The following is a 14,433-nucleotide window of genomic DNA, read 5'->3' on the forward strand; positions in this document are numbered from 1 at the left end:
TGCGCCGGGCCTTTTTTTTGACCATTAGCAGCCCGGAGCGCGACGGCACATCCTCGCCGGTGCGGCATGGAACAATCCCGCCTCCCGGTTCTCCGTCATAGGTTCGCAGAAACAAGAAGGCCGGCCCGGAGACCCGGACCGGCCCTGATTTCAGCAATTCGCGAGAGGCTTATCTCAGCGAAGCGCAGAAACGCTGGATGCGATTGCAGGCTTCCTCGAGCGCTGCCTCGGAGGTGGCATAGGAGATGCGAAAGTTCGGGCCCAGACCGAAGGCCGAGCCGTGAACGACAGCCACGCCTTCCGCTTCCAGAAGCTCGGTGACGAAATCCTCGTCGGTCTTGATCACCTTGCCTGCCGGCGTCTTCTTGCCGATCACGCCGGCGCAGGACGGATAGACGTAGAACGCACCTTCCGGCGTCGGGCAGTTGATGCCGGTGGCCTGGTTGAGCATCGAAACCACGAGATCGCGGCGCCCCTTGAAGACTTCCTTATTGGCCGGGATGAAGTCCTGCGGACCGTTCAGCGCCTCGACGGCTGCCCACTGCGCGATCGAGCAGGTACCCGAGGTCTGCTGGCCCTGGATGGTGTCCATCGCCTTGATCAATTCGGCCGGACCGCCGGCATAGCCGATACGCCAGCCGGTCATGGCATAGGCTTTCGACACGCCGTTCATCGTCAGCGTACGGTCGTAGAGTGACGGCTCCACCTGTGCCGGGGTGGCGAACTTGAACCCGTCATAGGTCAGGTGCTCGTACATGTCGTCGGTCAGGATCCAGACATGCGGATGCTTGACCAGAACATCGGTCAGCGCCTTCAGCTCGTCATGCGTATAGGCCGCGCCCGAAGGGTTGGACGGCGAGTTGAACATGAACCACTTGGTCTTCGGCGTGATCGCCTTTTCGAGATCCTCGGCGACAACCTTGAAGTTGTTCTCGAGCGTTGTGGGAACCTCGACGACGGTTCCGCCGCAGATGGCGACCATTTCCGGGTAGCTCACCCAGTAGGGCGCGGGAATGATGACTTCGTCACCGGCATTCAGGGTTGCCATGAATGCGTTGAAGAGGATCTGCTTGCCGCCCGTACCGACGATGATCTGCGAGGGCTTGTAGTCGAGATCGTTCTCACGCTTGAACTTCTTCGCGATTGCTTCGCGCAGTTCCGGGATGCCTGCGACCGGGGTATACTTCGTCTCGCCGCGGCGGATGGCTGCAATCGCCGCTTCCTTGACGTTGTCCGGGGTGTCGAAATCGGGCTCCCCTGCTCCCAGACTGATGACATCGCGTCCCTGTGCCTTGAGTTCGCGCGCTTTCTGGGAAACGGCGATGGTGGCGGAGGGCTTCACACGGGAAAGGGCGTCGGCAAGAAGGGCCATTTTTCGCTCCGGTTTGCTGGTGGATTTGTTCGGCTCGCGAAAGCCTGAAACGGCTGCGCTTTTGTATGTCCCAACTCCCGCGGTCGCGCAAGCGGCATCTGGGTCGCTCGACTTCCCACGCAAATTATGTCATGCGCAAATATTCGCACTTACAATAGGTTACAACCGGCATATACAATAATCTGACGTGACTAACCGGGAAGGTCCCGCATGCATTCGCAGTGGCAAGAGCCACAATTCATCGACGACGAGCTGGGTGGCATCACTACCTCGCACGGCCCCTATGTGCTGAAATCCGCCTTCCAGCCGATATTCAGCCAATCCCGGTCCGGCCAGTTGATCATCCAGGCTTTCGAGGGTCTCATCCGCCCCTACAGGCAAGGAAAGCCCGTATCACCGGGACAGTTCTTCCAGTCGGTGGAAGACGATGACGCGCTTCATGTCGACAGATTGTGCCGCGGGCTTCACCTGCGCAACCTGCTCCGGGTCAACCGTCCCAATGCGGGCCTCTTCGTCAACTTCAATCCCTCCTTCTATGCCAGCGCGGCGGATATCGACTACGAGGTATCCGGCTTCGCCTCGCTCTGCGCTGAAACCGGTGTATCCACGCGATCGGTCGTCTGCGAGATCACCGAGCAGGGCAGCGACGAATCGCTGCTGTCGCTCATGGTGGAAAGACTGCGCGACGCGCGCTTCAAGATCGCGGTGGATGACTACGGCGCCCATGAGTCCGATCTCCAGCGGGTCGAGCGCCTTCGTCCCGATATCGTCAAGTTCGATGCCGCCTGGGTTCACCGCTTCGTCGAGACACCTGACGGGAAGATGGTGTTGCAGGAGATGGTGCAGACCTTCAGGGAGAAGGGAATGGCGAGCCTGTTCGAAGGGCTCGAGGAAGAAAAGCAGGTCAATTTCTGCGAGGAGATCGGCGTCAGCTTCCTGCAGGGCTTTGCTCTGGCCAGGCCTGAACTGACACCGACCAGTTTCAATGTCCGCTTCCCCGAAACCTCGCCGGCGGCACAGCCGGAACTGTCGCCGGATGCCGATGGCGAGGCCGGACGACACATTCACCTCGAGCGATCGGCTGTATCCCGCCTTCCCGAAGAACCATCCGCGGCGGCGGGGCCGAAGCGCCGCAACGCCCCGTTCGGCCGCCGCTCGCGCTGATCTTCACGAAGGTTAACAGGCCGACACAATCCGGCCACGATAAAAGACCTGAGCAGCCATAATCCGGTCCGATTGAGGTCCCGTTTTCCGCTTTCTCTGTTCCCCGGGGCCAAACTGGATGGGAATGGACACATGCTGGAAGACGACGATTTCCTGCTCGCCACGCCGCAACGGGTGATACGGGCACGCATGACACGTTTTGCGGCGCTCGCACTCGCGGCGTGCCTCGCAATGTTTGCGATACTGGTATCGAGCGCAGATGCCGACACATCCGATACCACGGCCTACACCTCGGCAACGGCGGTCCCCCGCCTTGCCGGGCTGGTCCGGCCCAATGACGTCAATTCGGGTTCGCTCCTGTTGCCGTCGAAGGAGCCGGGCTTCTTCGTGGAGGCGCCGCGCCTGAAGACCGATGTCACGATCGACGTCGACGGGCCGATACTGCGTGCGAAAGTCACCCAGCGCTTTATGAACCCGACCGAGGGCTGGGTGGAGGGCACCTATGTCTTCCCGTTGCCGGAAGGCTCCGCCGTCGACCGGTTGAAGATGCAGGTTGGCGAACGCATGATCGAAGGCCGTATCAAGCCGCGCCAGGAAGCCCGCGAGATTTACGAGAAGGCGAAGGCCGAAGGCAAGAAGACCGCCCTTCTCGAACAGCAGCGGCCCAACATCTTCACCAACCAGGTCGCAAATATCGGACCCGGCGAAACGGTGGTGGTGCAGATCGAGTATCAGGAAACCGTCCGCATGAGCGACGGCGCCTTCTCCTTCCGCTTCCCCATGGTGGTTGCGCCCCGCTACAATCCCGATCCGATCGTCCAGACGGTCGACTTCAAGGGGGGCAGCGGTTTCGCCGTCACCGACCCGGTACCGGACCGGGACAAGATCACCGCCCCCGTGCTCGATCCGCGCGAGAACGCCAAGACCAATCCGGTCAGCCTGACGGTCAACCTCGATGCGGGCTTCCCGGTCGGAGAGGTCAGGACGCCCTATCACGCGATGCGCGAGACGGACAATTCCGACGGCAGCCGGACTTACAGCCTCAGTGAAGACAGCGTCCCCGCCGACCGCGATTTCGAGATGGCGTGGAATTCCGCCGCGGGCGCCGTTCCGTCTGCGGGTCTCTTCCGGCAGGTGGTGGACGGCCAGACCTATCTCATGGCGTTCCTCACGCCACCCTCGGTCGACAATGCCGAAAAGCCCGCCCGCGAAGTGATCTTCGTGATCGACAATTCGGGCTCGATGGCGGGCGATTCCATCCGTCAGGCGCGTGAAGCACTGGCGCTTGCGATCTCGCGGCTCGATGCCCGCGACCGCTTCAACATCATCCGTTTCGACGACACCTATGAAAGCTTCTTCCCCGGCCTCGTCGCGGCCACGCCGGACAGACGCGAGACCGCCATCGCCCGCGTTCGCAAGCTCGACGCCGAGGGCGGCACCGAGATGCTCCCCGCTCTCCGTGAAGCGCTTGAGAACCAGGGGCCCGTCGAAAAGGGCGCCTTGCGTCAGGTGATCTTCCTCACCGATGGCGCAATCGGAAACGAGAACCAGCTCTTCGAGACGATCACGAAAGATCGCGGCGAGGCGCGCGTCTTCACCGTCGGCATCGGCTCGGCCCCGAATTCCTTCTTCATGACGCGTGCGGCCGAAGTCGGCCGGGGAACCTTCACTCATGTCGGTTCCGAAGCCGAGATCGGCGAGAAGATGAAGGCTCTCTTCGCCAAGCTGGAAAACCCGGCCATGCGCGATGTCACGGCCAGTTTCGAAGGCGGCATCACGGGCGATATCTCGCCGGATCCGATCCCCGACCTCTATTTCGGCGAGCCGGTCGTGCTGACGGCACGTCTGCCCGAGGAGATCAAGGAAGGCGCGATCCGGCTGACCGGCGAGATCGCCGGCAATCCCTGGCGGGCGGAGCTGCCGCTCGACAAGGCCGCTCCGGCGACGGGTATCGGAAAATTATGGGCGCGGCGAACGATCGCGGATCTCGAGACGGAGCGGCTGACGACGCGCGATAGCGAGGCGCTCGACCGCCGGATCGAGACGATTGCGCTCGACCATCACCTGGTCAGCCGGCTTACCAGTCTGGTTGCGGTCGACGTCACGCCCTCGCGTCCTGACGGAGAGCCACTGGGCTCGGCGAAGGTGCCCCTCAACCTGCCGGCAGGCTGGGACTTCGATGCCGTCTTCGGTGAACAGCCCGCGCTTCCCTCCCCCGCTCCGATGCAGAAGGCACAGGCTGGCGCCAACCGGCTCATGGCCGTGGCGGATACACGGATGATTGCCGCGGCACCGACGGCGGAGGCCGCGCAGGCGGTTGCGGCCAGCGCCAACAGAAACATGGTGGTGCTGCCGCAGACGGCCACACTCGCCAGCCGCGACATCATGATCGGTCTGTTGATGATCCTGTTCGCGGTGATGCTGTTCGTGGCATCCCGCCTGCTCTGGAGCACCTTCGCGCCGGAGACTGTCTCTACCCGGGAGCGCGCTGATTAATGCGTATGCGCGTTTCCGGGAGAAAGCCGGCGAGCCCCGCGCGGGTTCGCCGGCCCTTTCTCATCCTCGTCGCCCTCATCGCGCTCGCCGGCTGCGCGCTGGTCTTCAAGGGGCTCTATATCCATGCCAAGGCGGCGCTTGCGCAAACACTGCTTGAAACCAGTTTCGCACGCGCCATTGGCAAGCCCGAAGCCACCCGCCCCTGGCCATGGGCCGACTTCACCACCGAAGCAAGATTAACCGCGCGCAGGCTGGGCACATCCGACATCGTCCTCTCGGACGCAGGAGGCGAAGCGCTTGCCTTCGGCCCCGCCCTCATCGGTGGCACGGCAAGGCCGGGGGACGAAGGCACCTCGGTCATCGCGGCCCATCGCGACACCCATTTCAACTGGCTCAGGGAAGTCAGACCCGGCGACTTCATCGACGTCACGCGGCGCGATGGAGCGAAGGCGACCTTCATCGTTCGCTCGGCGCGCATCGCCCGCAGCGATGCCAGTGGCATCGACCCACACCGCGACGGCCACTGGATGGCGCTCGCCACCTGCTGGCCGTTCGATGCCGCGCAACGCGGGCCGCTGCGCTATATCGTCGACGCAGAGCGGGTCGACGACGAGACGACGCTGCCGCCTTTGGCCTCGCCGCCGAACGGCCTGATCGCTTCGCGCTGAACCGCGCCCTCCTGACGCAGGTCTCTTTATTCGCCCGGCAGGCGCACTATTTCGCTAAGGGACGAAACGACAGGGAGAACCCCATGCCGGCTACAGCAACCATTCTGCGCACGACCGCTTTCGCGACCCTCTTTCCCGCCGCGGCCCTGGCCCAATCGGATATTCCACAGGCCGATCGCTTCGAGACCGAACGCGGGGCCATCGCGGTGGAAACGCTCGCCACCGGCTTGAGCCATCCGTGGGCGGTAGTGGATATGGGTGATGGCAGTCTTCTCGTCACCGAGCGTCCCGGCCGGCTGCGCATTTTCCGTGACGGCCAGCTCTCCGATCCTGTCGAAGGCGTGCCCGAAGTCGCCGCACGCGGTCAGGGCGGGCTTCTCGACGTGGCGCTGGCAAGGGATTTCGCCGGCAGCCGCATTCTCTTCCTCAGTTACTCCAAACCCGGAGACGGCGGCGCGGGAACCGCGATCATGCGCGCGCGGCTCTCCGACGACGGCACGCGGCTGGAAGAGGCGGAAGACATCTTCCAGATGAACCGCTTCACCAATTCCGGCCACCATTTCGGCTCCCGTATCGTGGTTGCCGATGACGGCACGCTCTTCTTCACCATCGGCGAACGCGGCGAAGGCGAGCGCGCGCAGGACCCCGGCGATCATGCCGGCTCGGTGCTCAGGATCAACGCCGACGGCACGGTGCCCGACGACAATCCGCACGCTGACGGTTCCGGCGGCTGGCGGCCCGAGATCTGGTCGATCGGTCACCGCAACCCGCAAGGGGCCGATATCGACCCCGAAACCGGTACGTTCTACACGGTCGAACACGGTGCCAAGGGTGGCGACGAGGTCAACATTCCGGAAGCCGGGAAGAATTATGGCTGGCCGGTCATTTCCTACGGCGTCCATTATTCCGGCGCCGAGATCGGGCAAGGCACGGCAGCAGAAGGCTACGAGCAGCCTCTCCATTACTGGGACCCCTCGATCGCGCCGGGCGGAATGGCGGTCTATCGCGGTGAGGAATTTCCCGAATGGAATGGCGACCTCCTGGTCACCGCGCTGAAGTTCCAGCTCCTCGTCCGCCTCGACGTCGATCCCGAGACAGGAAATGTGACCGGCGAGGAACGGCTTCTGGAAAACCGGTACGGCCGCATGCGCGACGTCGACATCGCCTCGGACGGCTCGGTGCTGATCGTCACCGACGAGGACGATGGACGCCTCCTGCGACTGACGCGCGACGGCGAGAGGATGGACTGAATATCGCCGTCGTCACGCTTGTGAGCGCTGTTTCCGGCTGGTAGAACCCTCGCCGCCCGGAGCCATCGCGTCGGGTGTTGTTTTGCCTGAGGTTTGCCTGCATGTCGCGTCCGGTCGCCAATCTTGTTCTGCTTCTCGCCGGCGCCATCTGGGGCATGGGGTTCATCGCACAGTCCACCGCGATGGACGCGATCGGGCCGATCCTGTTCATCGGACTTCGGTTTCTCGTCGCCTGTATCTTCATTGCGCCCTTTGCCTGGTTCGAGGCGCGAAGAGCGGCCGAGCCCATCAGGAAGTCCGACCTGCGTGGCTTCGTGTTCATCGGGCTCGCACTCTTTTTCGGCATGGTGCTGCAGCAATTCGGCCTGTTGCTGACCACGGTCACCAATTCCGGGTTTCTGACCGGCCTTTACGTCGTCATGGTTCCGATCCTGTCGCTCCTGCTGCTGCGGCAGGCACCCCATCCGATCGTCTGGCCCGCTGTGGTCCTCGCCTTTACCGGCATCTGGCTACTGTCGGGCGGCGATCTGGTCGCGCTCAATACAGGCGACTTCCTGACCATTGCTTGCGCGCTGGCCTGGTCCGCGCAGGTAATTCTCGTCGGACGTTTCGCCTCGAGCAGCGGCCGCCCCATTGCCCTCTCGCTGGTGCAGTTCGCAATCTGCGCCGCACTCGGCCTTGTCTGCGCGATCGCGCTCGAGGATATCGTGCTCGCCGACATCATGGCCGCCCTGCCGGAAATCCTCTTCGCCGGCATATTCGCCAGCGGCGTGGCCTTTACGCTGCAGGTCGTCGGCCAGCGCTACACGACCGCGCCGCAGGCTGCCATATTCCTGTCGACGGAGGCGCTGTTCGCAGCGGTCTTTGCAGCCATTCTGCTGGCCGAGCGAATTCCACCGATCGGATACCTCGGCGGGGTCTTCATATTTTCGGCGATACTTATAGTCGAAGCAGGACCGGCAATCCTGCGGCGGAACCGCAGTAGCATGGCGAAAGATATCTGACAGCTGAAATTCAAAACGACTGTCAGCGACCAAAGTTTCACTTGCCAACCCGGAACAAAACAATCATCCTCACCTTGTTCGGGCATTTTGCGAACATGGGAAGACCATAATATGCGGACCGGGAACGCATAATATACTCGGGTGGGTGCGGCGAACGAAGATGAACCATCATTTCGTTGCGATGCTCCGCGACAATCAGGCCCTTTCCTCAAAATTCAAGAACTGCCTGCCAAACCCCTGCGCGAATGCAGGACAGAATGGGAATAAATCTGGCTATCCAAACATGACAAGCCGGAAATTTGAGGGAACCTGATCGCATGGCCGACATGGGCACTGTAAAATTTTTCAATTCCGAAAAGGGCTATGGCTTTATCAAGCCCGACACAGGCGGCGCGGACATCTTCGTGCACATCTCGGCCGTACAGGCCTCCGGTCTGGCGGAGCTGACCGAAAACCAGAAAGTCAGCTACGAAACGGAACCGGACCGACGCGGCAAGGGCCCGAAGGCCGTCAACCTGACGGTCGTCAGCTAGACCGGGCTGACTGCGACTGCCATCGGCTGCAGTTGTCCGCATGACTTGGCCGGCCCGGAACCGGGCCGCCGAACCAGATTTTTCGCCCGGCGCAATGCCGGGCTTTGTTTTTCAGGGCAGCGAAGCCGGAACGCTTTCATGCTTTCGAGCGTTTTGAAGCAAGCGCCGGACTGCCCTTTCGAGCACTCGCAACGCCATTCAGGTGAGGTTCATGATAGGGCGAATAACGTCAGGCTCATAGACAGGGATCGATGGACAGGGTCCCGACAGGAGACAGTGACATGAAACGCTTTGGAAAATTTCTCGCTCTGCTGGCCGTCTCGGCTTCGACGGTCGTTGCAATTCCCGCGGCACCTGCATTCGCTGGCGGCGACGGCGCCGGATATTCGCAGAAATATCTGCAAAAGAGGGATTGGCACAAGAATGGCAAACGCTACTACAGCAGCCGTCATTACCGTCACCGCCCCTATTACCACCACCACCACAACAACAATGGTAATGCCGCCGCAGCCCTCGGCCTCGGCCTCGCGATCGGCGCGGTGACCGCCGGCGCAATCGCCTCGAGCCGCGCCCCCGCACCGGCCTATTACGGTGGCGGCTTGGAACCGTGGAGCCCGGGTTGGTACCGCTACTGCGAGGACAAGTATCGCAGCTTCAACGCCCGCACCGGCACCTATCGCGGTTATGACGGCCGTGACCACTTCTGCAACGCCCCGTAAGGGGAGCTGCAAAGCCTGAGGAAAGCCCCGGTTTCGCCGGGGCTTTTCCGTTTCCGGATCAGATATCCCGGAGGAAGGGGTTGGTTCGCCGTTCGTTGCCGATCTTCCCGCCGGGCCCGTGTCCGCAGATGAAACCGATCTCGTCACCAAGCGGAAAAACCTTGTCGCGAATGGAATTCAGCAGCGTCTGGTGGTCGCCACCCGGCAGATCGGTGCGGCCGATGGAACCGGAGAAGAGCACATCGCCCACATGGGCAAAGCCTGCCGCACGATTGAAGAAGATCACATGGCCCGGCGCATGGCCGGGCGTGTGGAACACTTCGAACGTGTGATCGCCGAAGGAGACGTTGTCGCCCTCCTCCAGCCAGAAATCCGGAACCAGATTTCTGAGCGCGCTCGCAGGCAGTCCGAATTTCTGCGCCTGGGTTTCGAGATTGGCGAGCATCAGCGCATCGTCGCGATGAGGGCCGACGACCTTGACCCCGAGCCTCTCGCGCAATTCGTCCGCACCCCCGGCATGGTCCAGATGTCCGTGGGTCAGCCAGATTTCCTTGACCTTGATACCATTCTCTTCGACCGCCTGAACAATCGTGTCGACGTCGCCGCCCGGATCGACGACGACGCCCTCCATCGTTTCGGAATCGTAGAGGATGGTGCAGTTCTGCTGGAACGGGGTGACCGGAATGATGCCGGCCCTGAGCTCACCCATGGGACTTCCTTTCTGCGTTCTTTGCGGAACGAACGGGAACATCTTGGTGATGCTGGCAAGATGTCGACGAACGCCAGCCAGTCAAACTGGCGTTCGGGTGTGACAGCAAGTTGACGAGATCCGCGAGAATTATTCCGCCGCGGCCCGCAGCGGCTGGACCGCCTGCATGTAGTCGTTGACGAGGTTGGCCGAGATTTCGCCCGGTACGAAACTATAAGGACCGATCTCGGAAACCGGGGTCACTTCGGCAGCCGTTCCGGTCAGGAAACATTCCTCGAAACCTTCGAGTTCCTCGGGCATGATCGCCCGTTCGATGATCTCGTAGCCGCGCGCCCTGGCAAGATCGATCACGGTTCGACGGGTGATACCGTCGAGGAAGCAGTCGGGATCCGGCGTGTGGATCGCGCCATCCTTGACGAAGAAGACGTTTGCACCCGTGGCTTCAGCCACCCGGCCGCGCCAATCGAGCATCAGCGCATCGGCATAGCCACGCGTTTCAGCGCGGTGCTTGGAAAGCGTGCAGATCATGTAAAGGCCCGCGGCCTTGGATTTCGACGGCGCGGTTCGCGGGTCCGGACGACGATATTCCGCCATGTCGAGACGGATGCCCTTGAGGCGCTCTTCCGGCTTGAAATAGCTCGGCCACTGCCAGATGGCGATCGCCGTGTTGATGCGATTGTTCTGCGCCGACACGCCCATCATTTCCGAACCGCGCCATGCGATCGGCCGGACATAGGCATCGCTGAATCCCTGCCGCTCGAGCAGCTCTTCGCAAGCCTTGTCGAGTTCGGCCACGGAATAGGGAATCTTGAAGCCCAGGATTTCGGCCGAGTTGTGAAGCCGCTCGGTATGCTCGGTCAGCTTGAAGATCTTGCCACCATAGGCACGCTCGCCTTCGAAGACGGCGCTCGCATAATGCAGGCCGTGCGAGAGCACATGAAGCTTGGCGTCGGCCCACGGCACGAATTCGCCGTTATACCAGATTTCGCCATCCATTTGATCGAAGGGTACGGACGCCATGGCATTTCCTCCGGCGGGTATCCCGCCTGTGTTGATTGTTCTAGCGGCCGAAAGGGAGGCCAACCCATTGCCGGCCCTCGCGATTTCGAAAATGCGAAAACCGGGAGCCAACCCCGCCGTCATACCGGTGGAAACAGCGATTTTAATGGCTGCGGGATGGAAATGAAGGGTAGCAATTGCGACAAAATATGTCAACATAACTGACATATTCGAAAGGAAAGGTCCGGATGAGCAATCCCGGCGCAACAAACCCACCGGTGACGGAGCCGCTTTGCGCCCCGATCGGCGAAGGTAACGAGATCGATTTCGAGATTATCGAATTGCTCTTCTTCGCCTATCGCGATTTCATTTCCGACCCCGACGCCATTCTTGAAACCTATGGCTTTGGCCGCGCCCATCACCGCGTCGTCCACTTCGTCAACCGGGAGCCAGGCCTGACCGTCGCCGCCCTTCTCGACACGTTGAAGATTACCAAGCAGAGCCTTGCCCGCGTGCTCAAGCAACTCGTGGAAGGCGGCTACATTCATCAGGTCGCAGGGCCCGAGGATCGCAGGCAGCGAAAGCTCTATCCCACCCGCAAGGGGCGCGACCTCGCGCTCGCGCTCGCCCGGCCACAGTCTCGCCGCATCGCGGAGGCATTTACCGCGCTCGATACTGCGGATCGACAATCGGTGGTGCGTTTCCTTAAAGGAATGATAGATCATGAAACGCCCGGAACCGTTGATTCCGGGAAGACGGAAGGCGCCGGGGGCGAGGCGGCCATCTGAAAAGAGGTTCCGCCCCGAGGAGCATGAGACTTGGTTCAGGAGCCAGCCGCCGCACCCGCAGATGATGCAGCCCACCTTCTGATCGTCGACGACGACACCCGCATCCGCGAACTTCTCGATCGCTACCTCAAGGATCAGGGCTTTCGCGTCTCGACTGCCGCCGATGCGGCAGAGGCACGCCGCAAGCTCGAAGGCATCGACTTCGACCTCCTGGTACTCGACGTCATGATGCCGGGCGAAAGCGGCCTCGCAATGACCTCGACCCTTCGCCAGATCAAGTCCGTACCCATTCTTCTCCTGACTGCCCTTTCCGAATCGACAGACCGCATCAAGGGGCTGGAAGCAGGCGCGGACGATTATCTTGCCAAGCCCTTCGACCCGCGCGAGCTCGTCCTCAGGATCAACAATATCCTCAAACGCGGCGGCCCGCCGTCAGCGCCCAGGATCGAACAGGTCATCTTCGGCCCCTATACGTTCGTGATCGCCCGCCGCGAACTCAGAAAAGCCGGCGAAACGATGAAGCTGACAGATCGCGAACGCGACATCATGACGATCTTCGCCGAACGTCCCGGTGAAACCATTCCGCGCCACGAACTCGTGCCCAATGCGCAAGAGGTCGGCGAACGCACCATCGACGTCCAGATCAACCGCCTGCGCCGCAAGATCGAGGACGATCCGGCAAATCCGGTCTGGCTGCAGACGGTCCGTGGTATTGGCTATCGTCTTGGCGTCGACGCATCAGCAACCAGCTAAATTCATCTAATTTATATAAATCTAAATTAGATGATTACCAAAATGAACCAGCCATCAACGAATAAGTAACCCTGAAGTGCCTAGATAAGACCTCAATCTTTCAGGGGGTCTGGAATGAACTTCTTTTCGCGCTTCAATCTGGTGCCGACTGTTACGGCGACAACGACATTGGTTCTCTTGCTCGCGCTCGCCGCCGTGTCCTGGGCAATCGCAGCGAGCATCGGCAGCCGTATCGCCGACCAGTCGATCGAACAGCAGGATGCCAGCCTTCGCGTTGCAGCCGAGGTGCTGTCGCGTGACATGAACGGGGTCAGCATCACCTACGACAAGGCCGGCAATGTCGAACGTGTCGTGATGGATTCGATCCCGTCCGAATTCGCGGATCATACGATGATCGACACGATCGGACGCGTCACCAGCGAAACGGCGACCATCTTCGCCTGGGACGACGAGAGCAAGGATTTCTGGCGCAGGACGACCAACATCATCAAGGATGACGGCAAGCGCGCAGTCGGAACCCCGCTCGGCCAGAACGGTGCCGTCTACCCCGTCGTCACCAAAGGCGAGACCTTCCGCGGCGAAGCCGTCATTCTCGGCAAGCCCTATTACACCATCTACCAGCCGATCCTCTCCCCCGAGAACAAGATCATCGGCATCCTTTACGCCGGCGTCGGCAAGGGTGAGATCACGGCCTTCGCCAACCAGATCATCACCAATATCGGCATTGCAGCGGTCATCACCCTGATTGCAGGCACCGTGCTGATGGCTTTCGTCTCCAGGCATGTCCTCGGGCCGATCCCTGCCCTGGCGAACACGGCCTCCCGCCTCGCCGAAGGCCGCTATGACGAGGAAGTGCCCTATGCCAGCCACCGCAACGAGATCGGCACCATGGCCAACGCGCTGGCGATCCTGCGCAATGCTGCAATCGAGAAGCAGGCCATCGAGGGTCACGCGGCAGATCAGCGCGAGGCAGCCGACAAGGAGCGCGATGCGCGCGAAGCCGAAAAGGCCATCGACGAGCGCCAGTTCCGCGATGCCATGGAGCGCGTCGGCGCCGGCCTCGCCCGTCTCTCGGAAGGTGACCTCACCGTCCGTCTGGACACACCGCTTGCGACCCGTTTCGAAAAGCTGCGCGAGGACTTCAACCACGCCGTCGATCGTCTGGGCGCAACTCTGATCGAATTCCGCGCCGAGGCCCGCGAGATCGAGACCTCGTCCGGCGAGATGCGCAACGCCACCGACGAACTCGCGCACCGCACCGAAGGCCAGGCCGCCTCGCTCGAGGAGACCGCTGCTGCACTGACCGAGATCACCGAAACGGTCTCGAGTTCTTCGCAGCGCGCGGACGAAGCCAGCAACATGGCGCAGAAGGCGCAGAAGAGCACCGTGGCATCGCGCGCGGTGGTCGAGGATGCCGTCAACGCCATGGCCCGCATCGAGGGCGCATCCAACGAGATCTCGAACATCATCAACGTGATCGACGAGATCGCCTTCCAGACCAACCTGCTCGCGCTCAATGCGGGCGTGGAAGCGGCGCGCGCCGGCGAGGCCGGCAAGGGCTTTGCCGTTGTCGCCCAGGAAGTGCGTGAACTCGCCCAGCGCTCGGCGAACGCCGCCAAGGACATCAAGCAGCTGATCACCAAATCCGGCGAGGAAGTGGAAAGCGGCGTCAAGCTGGTCAACGCGACCGGCGAGACGCTTGCCGACATCTCCGAGCAGGTGACCATGATCAACGAGCACATCCAGTCGATCGCCATGGCAGCCCGCGAACAGTCGAGCGGAATTGCCGGCATCAACGCCGCGGTCAACCAGATGGACCAGGTCACCCAGCACAACGCGGCGATGGTTCAGGAAGCCACGACGACCATGCAGCATGTCAGCGACAGCTCGCGCAAGCTCGCCCAGCTGATCGGCCAGTTCCGGCTGGAGGCAGGCGGCCAGGCCGCCCAGCCGATGCGCATGGCGAGCTGAGCGTCTC

The 14,433-nt window shown here is 61.9% G+C and carries 13 protein-coding genes; 10 read left to right on the forward strand and 3 right to left on the reverse strand.

Annotated elements, in window-relative coordinates; genetic code table 11:
- Positions 1–169: 169 nt before the first annotated feature.
- A complete protein-coding gene (locus E2A64_RS16895) occupies positions 170–1,372 on the reverse strand; it encodes a pyridoxal phosphate-dependent aminotransferase (RefSeq protein ID WP_133285689.1) in 1,203 nt (400 codons plus the stop codon).
- Between the two features lie 210 nt (positions 1,373–1,582).
- Here E2A64_RS16895 and E2A64_RS16900 point away from each other — a divergent pair, with 210 nt between their 5' ends.
- The 7 genes from E2A64_RS16900 to E2A64_RS16930 all read left to right on the forward strand — a co-directional run bounded on the left by E2A64_RS16900 (position 1,583) and on the right by E2A64_RS16930 (position 9,206).
- Positions 1,583–2,536: an EAL domain-containing protein gene (locus E2A64_RS16900; protein WP_133285690.1), complete on the forward strand. Its 954-nt coding sequence runs from the start codon at positions 1,583–1,585 to the stop codon at positions 2,534–2,536.
- Between the two features lie 132 nt (positions 2,537–2,668).
- On the forward strand, positions 2,669–5,032 hold the full coding sequence (locus E2A64_RS16905; RefSeq protein ID WP_133285691.1) for a marine proteobacterial sortase target protein: 2,364 nt from the start codon (positions 2,669–2,671) through the stop codon (positions 5,030–5,032).
- Positions 5,032–5,700: a class GN sortase gene (locus E2A64_RS16910; RefSeq protein ID WP_133285692.1), complete on the forward strand. Its 669-nt coding sequence runs from the start codon at positions 5,032–5,034 to the stop codon at positions 5,698–5,700. The genes E2A64_RS16905 and E2A64_RS16910 overlap by 1 nt, the downstream gene beginning before the upstream one ends.
- A gap of 83 nt (positions 5,701–5,783) precedes the next feature.
- Positions 5,784–6,950 (forward strand): PQQ-dependent sugar dehydrogenase, encoded by a 1,167-nt coding sequence (locus E2A64_RS16915; protein ID WP_133285693.1) that lies wholly within the window; start codon positions 5,784–5,786, stop codon positions 6,948–6,950.
- A 101-nt stretch (positions 6,951–7,051) separates the two neighbouring features.
- Positions 7,052–7,954, forward strand: coding sequence for a DMT family transporter (locus tag E2A64_RS16920; protein ID WP_133285694.1), 903 nt, complete (start codon positions 7,052–7,054; stop codon positions 7,952–7,954).
- Between the two features lie 317 nt (positions 7,955–8,271).
- Positions 8,272–8,487, forward strand: a complete 216-nt coding sequence (locus E2A64_RS16925; protein WP_133285695.1) for a cold-shock protein — start codon at positions 8,272–8,274, stop codon at positions 8,485–8,487.
- 281 nt (positions 8,488–8,768) lie between these two features.
- The gene (locus tag E2A64_RS16930) at positions 8,769–9,206 is read left to right on the forward strand and encodes a BA14K family protein (protein WP_133285696.1); all 438 of its coding nucleotides are present in this window, start codon (positions 8,769–8,771) and stop codon (positions 9,204–9,206) included.
- A gap of 58 nt (positions 9,207–9,264) precedes the next feature.
- On the opposite strand, the gene E2A64_RS16935 is transcribed toward E2A64_RS16930, so the two are convergent.
- Complete coding sequence (locus E2A64_RS16935; RefSeq protein ID WP_133285697.1) at positions 9,265–9,915, reverse strand: MBL fold metallo-hydrolase; 651 nt, start codon at positions 9,913–9,915, stop codon at positions 9,265–9,267.
- A 129-nt stretch (positions 9,916–10,044) separates the two neighbouring features.
- Entirely contained in the window at positions 10,045–10,935 is an 891-nt protein-coding gene (locus E2A64_RS16940; RefSeq protein ID WP_133285698.1) for a branched-chain amino acid aminotransferase, read from the reverse strand.
- Positions 10,936–11,162: 227 nt separating this feature from the next.
- On the opposite strand from E2A64_RS16940, the gene E2A64_RS16945 reads away from it, so the two are divergent.
- The 3 genes from E2A64_RS16945 to E2A64_RS16955 all read left to right on the forward strand — a co-directional run bounded on the left by E2A64_RS16945 (position 11,163) and on the right by E2A64_RS16955 (position 14,426).
- The gene (locus tag E2A64_RS16945; RefSeq protein WP_133285699.1) at positions 11,163–11,702 is read left to right on the forward strand and encodes a MarR family winged helix-turn-helix transcriptional regulator; all 540 of its coding nucleotides are present in this window, start codon (positions 11,163–11,165) and stop codon (positions 11,700–11,702) included.
- 30 nt (positions 11,703–11,732) lie between these two features.
- Positions 11,733–12,455 (forward strand): response regulator, encoded by a 723-nt coding sequence (locus tag E2A64_RS16950; RefSeq protein WP_133285700.1) that lies wholly within the window; start codon positions 11,733–11,735, stop codon positions 12,453–12,455.
- A gap of 114 nt (positions 12,456–12,569) precedes the next feature.
- Entirely contained in the window at positions 12,570–14,426 is a 1,857-nt protein-coding gene (locus E2A64_RS16955) for a methyl-accepting chemotaxis protein (RefSeq protein ID WP_133285701.1), read from the forward strand.
- Positions 14,427–14,433 lie beyond the last annotated feature (7 nt).

Origin of the sequence: Pseudohoeflea suaedae, assembly GCF_004354915.1 — a bacterium.
Taxonomy (GTDB): domain Bacteria; phylum Pseudomonadota; class Alphaproteobacteria; order Rhizobiales; family Rhizobiaceae; genus Pseudohoeflea; species Pseudohoeflea suaedae.

Excerpts from the sequence above, each read along its gene's own strand:
- E2A64_RS16895 (WP_133285689.1), bottom strand. The coding sequence starts at position 1,372 with ATGGCCCTTCTTGCCGACGCCCTTTCCCGTGTGAAGCCCTCCGCCACC.
- E2A64_RS16900 (WP_133285690.1), top strand. The coding sequence starts at position 1,583 with ATGCATTCGCAGTGGCAAGAGCCACAATTCATCGACGACGAGCTGGGT.
- E2A64_RS16905 (WP_133285691.1), top strand. The coding sequence starts at position 2,669 with ATGCTGGAAGACGACGATTTCCTGCTCGCCACGCCGCAACGGGTGATA.
- E2A64_RS16910 (WP_133285692.1), top strand. The coding sequence starts at position 5,032 with ATGCGTATGCGCGTTTCCGGGAGAAAGCCGGCGAGCCCCGCGCGGGTT.
- E2A64_RS16915 (WP_133285693.1), top strand. The coding sequence starts at position 5,784 with ATGCCGGCTACAGCAACCATTCTGCGCACGACCGCTTTCGCGACCCTC.
- E2A64_RS16920 (WP_133285694.1), top strand. The coding sequence starts at position 7,052 with ATGTCGCGTCCGGTCGCCAATCTTGTTCTGCTTCTCGCCGGCGCCATC.
- E2A64_RS16925 (WP_133285695.1), top strand. The coding sequence starts at position 8,272 with ATGGCCGACATGGGCACTGTAAAATTTTTCAATTCCGAAAAGGGCTAT.
- E2A64_RS16930 (WP_133285696.1), top strand. The coding sequence starts at position 8,769 with ATGAAACGCTTTGGAAAATTTCTCGCTCTGCTGGCCGTCTCGGCTTCG.
- E2A64_RS16935 (WP_133285697.1), bottom strand. The coding sequence starts at position 9,915 with ATGGGTGAGCTCAGGGCCGGCATCATTCCGGTCACCCCGTTCCAGCAG.
- E2A64_RS16940 (WP_133285698.1), bottom strand. The coding sequence starts at position 10,935 with ATGGCGTCCGTACCCTTCGATCAAATGGATGGCGAAATCTGGTATAAC.
- E2A64_RS16945 (WP_133285699.1), top strand. The coding sequence starts at position 11,163 with ATGAGCAATCCCGGCGCAACAAACCCACCGGTGACGGAGCCGCTTTGC.
- E2A64_RS16955 (WP_133285701.1), top strand. The coding sequence starts at position 12,570 with ATGAACTTCTTTTCGCGCTTCAATCTGGTGCCGACTGTTACGGCGACA.